The organism is Hymenobacter sp. 15J16-1T3B (assembly GCF_020711235.1).
In the GTDB taxonomy this organism is placed as follows: Bacteria; Bacteroidota; Bacteroidia; order Cytophagales; family Hymenobacteraceae; genus Solirubrum.
In genome coordinates this window covers 1-10,792 of sequence record NZ_JAJFAV010000032.1, presented here as the reverse complement: position 1 = coordinate 10,792, position 10,792 = coordinate 1, and the positions used below count along the sequence as shown (strand labels likewise).

Below are 10,792 nucleotides of genomic sequence, written 5' to 3'. Positions count from 1 at the left end.
GCGTTGGGCGGGGTGACAAATAAGTAACCCCGCCCAACGCCGCGGCGCCGGGCGCGTTAAGCCAAGGCCCCGATTCCGGGCGCCGGCCGGGCAAGCGGCCGCCTGTTCAGCCCCTCACCACAACCGACACCCCGCATGGCCACCCTCAAAACCAAAGCCTACGGCGCCACCAATTCCATTTTCAACGGGCTGAAAGAGCTGGAAATCGACCGCCAGACGCCCAAGGCCGACGAAGTACACATCGACATTCTGTACTGCGGCGTGTGCCACAGCGACCTGCACCAAGTCCACAACGACTGGAAAAACACGATTTACCCCTGCGTGCCCGGCCACGAAATCGTCGGCCGCGTCATCGACCTGGGCCCGGCCGTGACCAAGTTCAAGGTGGGCGACCTGGTGGGCGTGGGCTGCATGATTGACTCCTGCGGCACGTGCGAGCCCTGCCAGCACGGCGAGGAAAACTACTGCGAAGGCCCGGTGAGCTGGACGGCCACCTACAACGGCTACATGAAGCCCCAGGACGAGAGCTTCAACACCTTCGGCGGCTATTCCACCAACATCGTGGTGAAGGAAAGCTTTGTGCTACGCATTCCCGAGGCGCTGGACGTGAAAGCGGCGGCGCCCATTTTGTGCGCCGGCGTCACCACGTATTCGCCGCTCAAGCACTGGGGCGCGGGCCCCGGCAAGCGGGTGGCTGTGGTGGGCATCGGCGGGCTGGGCCACATGGCCGTGCAGCTGGCCCGCGCGCTGGGCGCGGCCGTGACGGCCATTACCACCTCCAAGGACAAACGCGCAGACGCGGAAAAACTGGGCGCCCAGGAGGTGCTGATTTCCTCGGACCAAGACGCCATGAAGGCCCATGAGTTGCAGTTCGATTTGGTGCTCATCACCATCCCCGACGCCTTCGACGTGAACGACTACGTGAGCCTGGTGAAGCGCGACGGCGCCCTGGTGACGGTGGGCTTGATCGGACCGTACAAGGCCCCGCTCAACAACCAGGAAATGGCCATGCACCGCCGCACTGTGGCCGGCTCGGTTATCGGCGGCATTGCCGAAACCCAGGAAGTCCTGGATTTCTGCGCCGAGCACGGGGTGTTGCCCGAGGTGGAGCTGATTCCCATGCAGGACATCAACAAGGCCTTCGACCACCTGATGGACAAGGATGTGCGCTTCCGCTACGTCATCGACATGGCCTCGTTGAAGCAGGAAGCCTAGCCGGCCGACGGGCAATGCTATCCGCAACCCGGCAGGGCGGGGCCGCGCAGCCGGAAACGGGCGCGCGGCCCCGCTTCGTCGTTGTGCCGACGGGGGCGTGACTAGCCCGCCAACCCTGCCGGCTCCGCGGATTGAAACGCCTCACGGCTGCTGGGGCTGCTTGATGCCGTTAGCGCCGATGGTTTGACACAAACAGCGGAACCTAAAAGAAAAATTTCCGCGTTATAAGGAAAAATTTCCCTAAGTTTCGACCGTCAATTCGATTACCGCTATGGCCACCGCCAGCATCAAACCCAAAGACTCCACGACGGCTCTGCCCGTGGCCCTGCGCAAGAAGTGGGCGGCCTGGGGCCGCACCGGCAAAGATTCCTTCGCCCTGGTGCTCGAAGCCCGCAAGGGCGTGCCCGCGGCCACGGCCTTTGAGGTGGCCCAGGCCTACCAGCTGCAGCCCAACGAGTTGGAGGCCATTTACGAGCTGTCGACCAAGACCCTGCGCAGCTATTCCCAGGAAAACCGCCCGCTGAGTGCCGCCAGCAGCGAAAAGACGCTTAAGATCATTGCCCTTTACAACCTGGGGGTGGAAGTGTTTGGCGAAGCGGCGGCCTTTTTGCGCTGGCTCGACAAGCCCGCCCACGGCCTGGATCAGGAAGTACCCCTGCGCCTGCTCGAAACCTCCGGCGGCATCGACCTGGTAGCCGAGGAGCTGCAGCGCATTGCCCACGGCGACCTGTCGTAACCGGTGCTGCTCTACCGCATCTGCCTGGCCAAGTACGCCGACGGCCTTTTCGCCTCGGGCTACCGGGCCCGCTGGAACTATAAGGACCAGTTCGTCATCTACTGCGCCGCCAGCCGGGCCCTGGCCTGCCTCGAAAACGTGGTGCACCGCAGCGGCGAGGGCCTGAACGACCAGTTTCGGGTGCTCGTCATCGAGGTGCCCGACGACTTGCTGGTGGAAGAAGTACTGCTCACCGAGCTGCCGCCCGACTGGGCCAAGGCCAGCCGCTACGCCGTGTGCCAACCCCTGGGCAGCCAGTGGTACGAAGCCCGCCAGTCGGCCGTGTTGCGCGTGCCCTCGTCCATCGTACCGCAGGAAAGCAACTACCTGCTGCACAGCCGCCACCCCGACTTCCAACGCATCCGCATCGTGGCCCGGGAGCCGTTCAGTTTCGACGCCCGCATCAAAGCCTCCGACGCGGGAGCGGCGTAACTTCGGCCTTGGCTAGCCGCAGCGGAGTGCAAAGACGCGTACTGGCGTCTGATCATGGAACAGTACGGGGCCAACAGCAAGACGCCAATACGCGTCTTTGCGGCGTTCGAAAACCCGCTGTAGCAACAGCGGCGTGGCTCCTTGGTGCTCAGCCCGCCGCCCCGCTGGCGCGCAGAAAGCGCGTAACCGCCGCCGCAAAGCGCGCGGGCTGGTCTACCTGCAGCGCGTGGCCGGCGTCCGGGATTTGGGCAAATTCAACGCTGGGGTTAAGTTGGTGCAGCTCCTGCGCCACCGCCGCCGACACAATGCCCCCGTCCCCGAACACCAGCAGGGTGGGCGTGCGAAGCTGGCTGATCAACTGCCGGAAATCGGGATTCGGGGGCGTGAGTACCTCGAAGGCGCGCAGGCTGGTTTGCAGCCGGGCCCGGGCGAAGAGCTCCAGGGTTTCCGCCGGGCGGTGCGGGTGGCGGCGGCGCGCGTCGGCCAGAACTTCCGCCAAGGAACGGGTGAGCAGTTGCCGGTGCTGCTCGGCCACGTCGCTGGCGTAGACGTCGCGCTGGACTTCGGGACTTAGAAAGGTGGGGTCCGCCAGGAGCAGGCCGCGCAGCAGCTCGGGGCAGCGGCTGGCCACCACGGCGGCCGTCATGCCCCCCATGGAATGGCCGAGCAGAAACGCCGGCGGCAGCTGGAGCGCGCTTAGCAGGCCTACCACATCGGCGGCATGATCCGCGTAGCGGTAGCCCGCGGCGGGCGCGCTCGAGCGGCCGTGCCCCCGGGCGTCGGGCATGATGACGTCGTAGTCGGGTGCCAGGACCCGGGCCAGCTCCGACCAGCACAGGCCGTTGGTCATCAAGCCGTGCAGCAGCACCACGGGCGGCTTGGCCCCCCCGGTTCGGGTGTAGTGCAGGCTGATGCCGTTGGTTTCGCAGACCGCGGAAGACCAGGTGCTCATGTTCGTGGCGAGGTATAAGGCAGGGGGAGGGGCAAATGCAGCGGTAGTTGCCGGGGCGCGAACTTAGGAACGGACGTGTGCACCCGGCCGGGAAGGCCGGAAGAATTCTTTTCACGGCCGGTCACCTGCCTTTCGCCGGGCTCCCGACGAACAACGGTTACACCTGACGCGTGGTGCGCCTGGGCGCCGTATTGCTGGGCGCGTTGGCCAGTACGGGCCCCGGGGTGGCACAGCCGGCCAACCAATCCAACGGAGGCCGCGCTGGAGCAAAATCTTGCCATTACCAACCAGGAAGACGGTGACGGAACGGGAGCAGAGCTGCTGGCAGGCACGACCCGGCAACTGGTCACTTATCTGCAGCGCCACGGCCTATCGACGGCCGAGACGCGCCGCCTGGGCCTGCAATGAACCGCCACCGCCCACGACGCCGCGCAGTTTTGGGTGTACACGTTCCAGTACGATGCCGGCAACTCCCGCGGCGCCATCAGCATTCCGGTGCTGCAGTGAAAAACCGGGCCGGAAAGCGGTTGGCGTACGCGCCGGCCATCCAATGTGCGTCTGGCGCAGTGCAGCCGTTGCGCAGCCCCCGGCCGCGCGCTGTACCTGATGCTGGGCACGGAAAAGGGCAGCGCGGGTTGCCTGGACCACGAAGCGCGCGTGGTGGAGCTGAAAGGCGACTACCTGCTGCGTGATGCGCCGGTGTTCGGCAGCGGTTCCCGCCTGCGCCGGTGCAACGTGCCCATGATGACGTTTGACGTCGGGCCCGGCAGCATACCTTGCCGGCAACTACCGGCTACTGCGCAACTACACGTGTTACCCGTATGCAACTCCAACCTGCGTTGATCTGGCTACTTGGGGCTGCGGTCCTGCTCTGCCTCGTGCTGACCTACCGGGAATTGCCTCTGGTGGGGGAAAAAACACCGCTTGGCGGTAGTGGCTACGTGCAGGCGGGCGACCAAAAGCCATTGGACGGCGTCAAAGTCGTTACCTACCACGACGACCGAGCAGTAGACACCACTTATTCCGACAGCACCGGGTACTTCTACGGAGTGCAATACGAACGCTGCATGTTCTGCCCACGCGTCACCTATACGTTCAGCAAACCCGGCTTTCAGCCCCGGACGCTGGACGTGCTGGCGTATTTCGAGCGCCTGCACCAACTCAGCGGGCGCACCCCGTGCTGGGACAGCATCCGCGTCGTGCTGCACCAAACAGGCGGGGCTAGATAGCAGGAGGGAGCGGTTTGGAAGCACTGTCCGTCGACGCCGCCAATGCTGGCAGCAAGCAATGGCGCGCAACAAAGCAACGAGCGGCCCGCGTGATGGGGCGGCGGGAGCAGCTGACGGCCCGACGGCTATATTTGCCCCGTACTACAGCGGGTGAAACCGCTCCGGATACTTACCCGCTCAATCCCATGAAATATTATTACGCCGCGGGGCTGCTGCTGGGCTTGACTGCGTGCAACAAAGACACGCCGGCTCCGGCACCGGAGCCGGCGTTGGCTGGAAGCTGGCGGATGAACAGCTACAAGGAAAGTTTATACGACGGCAACGGGCAGTTCGTGTGGGAGCAGGCACTGCCCTGGCCATCAGGCTATGTTGTGCTGACGGATAACACGTGGCAGCACTTTGGGGATGACGATGTCCCTAGCCAATCGGGGCTGCCCTTCACCTATACCCGCACGGGGAGTACCCTGCGTCTGATGCTGGGCAATGACCAGCGGGAGTACAGCATCTTGAAGCTGACCGAGCACGAATTAGAGCTGAAATACGTGTTGGGGCGTATTTACCCCAGCGGCCAGCGCAATACCAGCGTGTACATCGAAACGTACGCCCGCTAAAGCAAGGCTGCAACTGCGGCGGGCCTCAAGCTGCGTTTCAGCGTCTTGTCATGCAACGCCGGGGGACGTCGGCCGCGGCAAGGCGGCCGGGTGCCGGCTTGTCAACATTCGGGCAGCCTTGCCGTTCTGACAGGGAATAGCCGCCTCCCGTGCGGGGTGGATATGCCTTGCGTGGTGTCAAACTCGCGCCAGTACCGGCAGATTGCACACCACATTTCCCCTCATCCACGTTGAAAGCAGCCAAAAGCCCGCAACCCGCGGGCATTTTTCCCTACTTTTGACCAGACCCGGTTCCGCCTGGCACCGGCTTCCCCCGCAACGCACCGCCAATGAAGTTACTGCCCCGCCTGGCGCTGGCGGCCTCGCTCAGCGCCGCGACGCCCCTGGCCCTGCAAGCCCAGCATACCCAGAAATTCACCAACGAGGAACACTACTACTTCGAAGGCCTCGACCTGTTCGACCGCGGCCAATACGGCGCCGCCCAGCAGTCCTTCCAGCAGTACCTCGACGCCACCATCCGCCGCACCGGCGAGCTGCGCGACCGAACCGCCGACGCGGAGTACTACGTGGCCGTCAGCGGCCTGTACCTGTTTCACCCCGACGCGGAAGGGCGCATCCTCGCCTTCGCCGAAAACAACCCGGCCCACCCTAAGGCCGCCGCGGCCTACTTCGAGCTCGGCAAGTTTTACTTCGACAAGAAGGATTACAAGGCGGCGGTGAGCTACCTGAGCAAGGTGGCGCCCGACAACCTGACGGCCGAGCAGCGCGCCGAGGCCGAGTTCAAGCAGGGCTACAGCCACTTCCAGCTCAAGGAATACGACAAGGCCCGCCTGCTCTTCGACCGCAACAAGCAGGGCAACCACGAATTCCGCTACGCCAGCAGCTATTACGCGGGCTACCTCGCGTACCGCGCCGGCGACTTCCAGGCCGCCCGCACCGACCTGGCCACCGCCGAGCAAAACGACGCCTACCGCCCCGTGGTGCCGGCCATCATGAGCCAGATTTACTACAAGGAGGGCAACTACGACGGGCTCATCAGCTACGGCACCAAGGCCCTGGCCCAGACCCCGCCGCCGCAGTCGGCCGACGAGATTCAGCTGCTGGTGGGCGACGCCTACTACCAGAAGCAGGACTGGGCCAAAGCCGCCGAGTACTTCGACAAATACGCCGCCGGCCGCAAGAAAATCGAGCCGATGGTGCAGTACAAAATCGGCTACGCCAACTTCAAGCAGGGCGACTTCAAAGGCGCCGCCGCTTCGTTTAAAGGCATTGCCGCCGGGCGCGACTCCCTGGGCCAGAACGCGGCCTACCACCTGGGCCTAAGCTACCTGCAGACGGGCTCCAAGCAGCTCGCGCTGAATAGCTTCGACGCGGCCCGCAAGGCCACCTTCGACAAGCAGGTGGCCGAAAATGCGGCCCTGAAGTACGCGCAGGTCAGCTACGAGCTGGGCAACACGCCCGACGCCATCACGGCCCTGGAGGAGTTCGGCAAGAAATACCCGCGCTCCAAAAACCGCGCGGTGGCCAACGAGCTGCTGGCCGACGCCTACCTCACGACCACCGACTACGCCCGCGCCCTGGCCTACCTCGACAACGTGGACGAGCGCACCAGCAAGCTCAACGCCTCCTACCAGCGCATTGCCTACTACCAGGCCGCCACGCTCTACAACAACGGGCAGTACCAGCAGGCGCTGCCGGTGCTGGAGAAAAGCCTGAAGTACTCCCAGGACGACGCCATTCGGGCCGGGGCCGAGGTGCTGCGCGGCGACGTGTACAGCATCGGGCAGGAGTACCCCAAGGCCATCAGCTCCTACACCGCCGCCCTGCGCACCGCCCGCGACGGGGCCGCCGCCCAGACCGACTACGACCAGAAGGCCCGCTACGGCCTCGGCTACGCCTACTACAACACCAAAAAGTACGACCAGGCGCGGCCCTACTTCCAGCAGTACCTCGGCGACCCGGTGGCCAAGCCCGCCGCCGACCCGAACTACTACGACGTGACCCTGCGCCTGGCGGACACCTACTACATCAGCAAAAACTACGCGCAGGCGCTGGAGCTCTACAACAAAGTCATTCAGGCCAACGCCGCCGACAAGGACTTTGCTTACTACCAGAAAAGCCTCACGCTGGGCCTGATGGGCCGCCGCGACGAAGCCGCCCAGACCCTGCAGACGCTCTTGCGGGTGTCGCCGAACTCGCGCTACGCCGAGGACGCGGTGTACCAGCAGGCCAACCTGGACTACGAAAGCGGCAACTTCCAGCCGGCCATCGAGGGCTTCACGAAGCTCATCGACAACCGGCCCAACTCCACGCTGATTCCCTCGGCGCTGGTGAAGCGCGGCACCTCGTACCAGAACCTGCAGCAGTACGACAAAGCCGCCGCCGACTTCAAGCAGGTGCTCCAGCAGTTTCCGCGCACCAAAGCCGCAGCCAACGCCATTGCCAGCCTGCAAGAAAGCCTGTCGGCCGGCGGCAAAGCCGAGGAATTCGACCAGTACCTGGCCCAGTACAAAGCCACCAACCCCAACGACAAGTCGGTGGAAAGCGTGGAGTTTGAGGCGGCCAAGTCCCTGTACACCGCCGAGAAGTACGCCCAGGCCATTCCGCGCCTGGAGGCCTACCTGAAGGAGCACACCAGCAGCACCCTGGCCGCCGACGCGCGCTTCTTCCTGGCCGATGCCTACCTGAAAACTGGCCGCAAGCAGGACGCCTTGCCCCGCCTGCGCGCCGTGGTCGACGAAAACAAGAGCGAGTACGTGAACCGCGCCGTGGCCCGCGTGGCCGACCTGGAGTTCGAAAACAAGAACTACACCGAGGCCGCCAAGTACTACGACCGGCTGCGCCAAACCACCCGCGTCGCCCGGGAGCGGGCCAGCGCCGGCCTGGGCCTGGTGCGCAGCCTCTACGAAGCCGGCACCTACGCCGACGCCAAGCGCGTGGCTTCGGAAATCGTAACCGAGGGCAGCGCCGCGCCTACTGTCATCAGCGCCGCCAAGCTCTACGTGGGCAAGTCGGACTACAAAGCCGGCAACCTCGACGCGGCCGTGGCCGGCCTGACCGAATCGGCCCGGACGGTGGACGTGAACGGGGCCGAGGCCCAGTACCTGCTGGCCGACGTGCTCTACCAGCAGAAAAAATACGAGCCGGCCCTCGACGCGGCCTTCAAGCTTAACTCCGACTTCAACCAGTTTGACCTCTGGCTGGGCCGCGGCTTCCTGCTCATCTCCGACATCTACCGCGACCAGGGCGAAGCCTTCCAGGCCAAAGCCACGCTCAGCTCCATCATCGACAACAAATTCCCGGTGCCCGAAATCATCGAGGAAGCCAAGCGCAAGCTCGCCGCCCTCGACGCGGCCACGCCGGCCCCGACCACGACCACCGGCAAGGGCAAAACCACGAGCACCACGACCAAGCCCGGCACCACCAAGGCCCCGGTGAAAACGCCGACCGGCAAGACCGGTGCCCGCCAGTCGCTGGTGCCGCCCGCCGACACGACCAACACCGATACGGCCGCGCCGGCTGAGGGCGAGGAATAGGAGCGAGGTGCTTCCGGAATTTATAGTCAACTGAAAAAGAATGCGCTGCGGCCTCGGAGCTACAGCAACGCCCGAAGGCCGCCGCGCATCCATCATACCCCCGTACATGAGCGTTAGCCCTTCCCAACGCCTTGCCCTGACCGCCCTGCTGGCCACCGCCGCCGGCGCCACATTGGCCCAGGGGCAGCCCACCAAGCCCCGCACCCGCGGCACCATTGAGGACGCCGAAATCGAAGTGGTGAAGGAGCGGGAAAACCAGCTGCCCGAAGCCGCCCGCAACTACGACAAGGTGGAGCTGCCCGCCCCGGCCAAGGCCGACCGGGCGGTGAAATACACCTTCCCCGACTTCCGCCTGCCCAGCCAGAACCTCAACCCCACGGTGCGGGTGCTCACCATCAAGCAGGAGGAACTGCAGCCGCTGCAGGGCAACTACGCCCGCCTCGGCGTGGGTAACTACGCCTCGCTCTTCGGCGAAGCGCACGCCCACACCACCCGCAACGAGGACCACGCCCTGGGCCTGGATCTGCGCCACCTGTCCTCGGCCCGCGGGCCCGTCGACGGCAAGAACTCCTCGGTGAGCCAGAGCCGGCTGGGTTTGAACGGCGAGCTGTACCGCGGCGCCGTCACGCTGGGCGCCAACGTGAAGCTGGGCCGCGACCGGGCCAACTTCTACGGCTACAACCCCACCACGGAGCCCAAGCCTTCGCCGGACTCCATCAAGCAGACCTTCTTCCGCACCGACGCGCAAGTATTCGTGCGCAACCGCGACCGGGACGCCAAGTTTCAGTACGACCTGGCCGGCGGGTACCGCTACTGGAAAGACCGGTTCGAGGCCAAGGAATCGGACCTGTACGCCCAGCTGCGCACGGCCTACTACGTGACTGAAAAGGGCCGGGTGCGCCTCGACGGCGACCTGTCGTTTATTTCGCAGAAGGACTCGGCCTACTCGGTGAGCCGCCCCTTCGTGCAGGCCACCGCGCAGTACGAACAGCGCATCGGCGACCGGCTCGACGTGGGCATCGGCGCCACCCTGGGCTACACCGGCGACACCATCAACGACGCCAAGCAGGTGACCGTGTTTCCGGCCATCCGCGTGGGCTACGCCGTGGTGCAGGACAAATTCGTGCTCTTCGGCGGCCTCGGCGGCGGGCTGCAGCGCGTCACGCTCTACGACCTGACCCAGGAAAATGCCTGGCTGGGCAAGCGCCAGCAGGTGGCCGACACCCGCCGCGGCCCCTCGGTGTTCTTCGGCTTCAACGCCGCCCCGGCCCGCGCCCTGCAGGCCTCGGTGAAGGTAACGCTGGCCAACGACTACAACCTGTACTTCTACAACAACTCGGGGCGCGACTCCTCGCGCTTCGACCTCGTCTACAACCGCGACGGGAGCACCCAACTGGTGAACGTGCACGGCGAGCTGATTTACAACGCGGCCGAAAAGCTGCGCCTCGGCACCAAGCTGGACTACAACGGCTACAAGGTGAAGACCTTGGCCAAGCCCTTTCACCGGCCCAACTTCCAGGGCGTGTTCTTCGGGTCATACAACATGAACGAGAAGCTCATGCTCGGCGGCGAGCTGTACGTGCTCAGCTCGAGCTACGGTTCCACGCTGCGTCGCAGTTCGCTCATCCCGGTAACCTACACCGAAACCGTGCAGAAAACCGACGCCGTCATCGACCTGAACCTGCGGGCCGATTACCGCTTTTCGGAAAATCTCTCGTTCTTTGTTTTGGGCAACAACCTGCTGGGCCGCAAGTACGAGCGTTTCTTGAACTACCCGTCCAAGGGCGTCAACGTACTCGTGGGAGCCGGCTATCAGTTTTAAGGTGCTGATGACTAATGTGCTGACGTGCTAATGACTACGACTTCATTGGCGCCTCAGCACATTTCTCGCATTAGCACCGCAGCACATTCGACCACATCAGCACACTACCTCCTTGCAGCTTACCGACCACATCCAGCACCTGCTCCGGGACCATGACTGCGTCATCATCCCGGACTTCGGCGGCCTGATTGCGGACTACGAGCCGGCCCGCCTGCACCCG

10 protein-coding genes are annotated in these 10,792 nt (G+C 64.6%); 9 read left to right on the top strand and 1 reads right to left on the bottom strand.

What is annotated here, in order from left to right; genetic code table 11:
• The first annotated feature begins 135 nt into the window (after positions 1-135).
• From LJ737_RS26700 to LJ737_RS26690, 3 genes are all read left to right on the top strand, one after another.
• On the top strand, positions 136-1,215 hold the full coding sequence (locus LJ737_RS26700) for an NAD(P)-dependent alcohol dehydrogenase (protein WP_227769839.1): 1,080 nt from the start codon (positions 136-138) through the stop codon (positions 1,213-1,215).
• A 271-nt stretch (positions 1,216-1,486) separates the two neighbouring features.
• Positions 1,487-1,951 carry an Xre family toxin-antitoxin system antitoxin gene (locus LJ737_RS26695; RefSeq protein ID WP_227769838.1) on the top strand — a complete coding sequence of 155 codons (465 nt, stop codon included), beginning with the start codon at positions 1,487-1,489 and terminating at the stop codon, positions 1,949-1,951.
• Positions 1,952-1,954: 3 nt separating this feature from the next.
• Positions 1,955-2,422 carry an RES family NAD+ phosphorylase gene (locus LJ737_RS26690; protein WP_227769837.1) on the top strand — a complete coding sequence of 156 codons (468 nt, stop codon included), beginning with the start codon at positions 1,955-1,957 and terminating at the stop codon, positions 2,420-2,422.
• Positions 2,423-2,570: 148 nt separating this feature from the next.
• On the opposite strand, the gene LJ737_RS26685 is transcribed toward LJ737_RS26690, so the two are convergent.
• A complete protein-coding gene (locus LJ737_RS26685) occupies positions 2,571-3,374 on the bottom strand; it encodes an alpha/beta fold hydrolase (protein ID WP_227769836.1) in 804 nt (267 codons plus the stop codon).
• A 606-nt stretch (positions 3,375-3,980) separates the two neighbouring features.
• Between LJ737_RS26685 and LJ737_RS26680 the strand changes: the two genes are divergently transcribed.
• From LJ737_RS26680 to LJ737_RS26655, 6 genes are all read left to right on the top strand, one after another.
• A complete protein-coding gene (locus LJ737_RS26680) occupies positions 3,981-4,217 on the top strand; it encodes a hypothetical protein (protein WP_227769835.1) in 237 nt (78 codons plus the stop codon).
• Positions 4,196-4,603, top strand: coding sequence for a hypothetical protein (locus tag LJ737_RS26675; RefSeq protein WP_227769834.1), 408 nt, complete (start codon positions 4,196-4,198; stop codon positions 4,601-4,603). Before LJ737_RS26680 ends, LJ737_RS26675 begins: the two co-directional genes overlap by 22 nt.
• A 185-nt stretch (positions 4,604-4,788) precedes the next feature.
• Entirely contained in the window at positions 4,789-5,214 is a 426-nt protein-coding gene (locus tag LJ737_RS26670; protein ID WP_227769833.1) for a hypothetical protein, read from the top strand.
• A 329-nt stretch (positions 5,215-5,543) separates the two neighbouring features.
• Positions 5,544-8,750 (top strand): tetratricopeptide repeat protein, encoded by a 3,207-nt coding sequence (locus LJ737_RS26665; protein ID WP_227769832.1) that lies wholly within the window; start codon positions 5,544-5,546, stop codon positions 8,748-8,750.
• A gap of 106 nt (positions 8,751-8,856) precedes the next feature.
• A complete protein-coding gene (locus LJ737_RS26660; protein ID WP_227769831.1) occupies positions 8,857-10,572 on the top strand; it encodes a TonB-dependent receptor in 1,716 nt (571 codons plus the stop codon).
• A gap of 112 nt (positions 10,573-10,684) precedes the next feature.
• Positions 10,685-10,792: HU domain-containing protein (locus LJ737_RS26655; RefSeq protein WP_227769840.1), on the top strand; the 108-nt coding region annotated here is incomplete at its 3' end.

Bases quoted from the DNA above. Each gene is read 5' to 3' on its own strand.
- LJ737_RS26680 (WP_227769835.1), top strand. From the start codon at position 3,981: ATGCTGGGCACGGAAAAGGGCAGCGCGGGTTGCCTGGACCACGAAGCG.
- LJ737_RS26665 (WP_227769832.1), top strand. From the start codon at position 5,544: ATGAAGTTACTGCCCCGCCTGGCGCTGGCGGCCTCGCTCAGCGCCGCG.
- LJ737_RS26675 (WP_227769834.1), top strand. From the start codon at position 4,196: ATGCAACTCCAACCTGCGTTGATCTGGCTACTTGGGGCTGCGGTCCTG.
- LJ737_RS26660 (WP_227769831.1), top strand. From the start codon at position 8,857: ATGAGCGTTAGCCCTTCCCAACGCCTTGCCCTGACCGCCCTGCTGGCC.
- LJ737_RS26695 (WP_227769838.1), top strand. From the start codon at position 1,487: ATGGCCACCGCCAGCATCAAACCCAAAGACTCCACGACGGCTCTGCCC.
- LJ737_RS26670 (WP_227769833.1), top strand. From the start codon at position 4,789: ATGAAATATTATTACGCCGCGGGGCTGCTGCTGGGCTTGACTGCGTGC.
- LJ737_RS26700 (WP_227769839.1), top strand. From the start codon at position 136: ATGGCCACCCTCAAAACCAAAGCCTACGGCGCCACCAATTCCATTTTC.
- LJ737_RS26685 (WP_227769836.1), bottom strand. From the start codon at position 3,374: ATGAGCACCTGGTCTTCCGCGGTCTGCGAAACCAACGGCATCAGCCTG.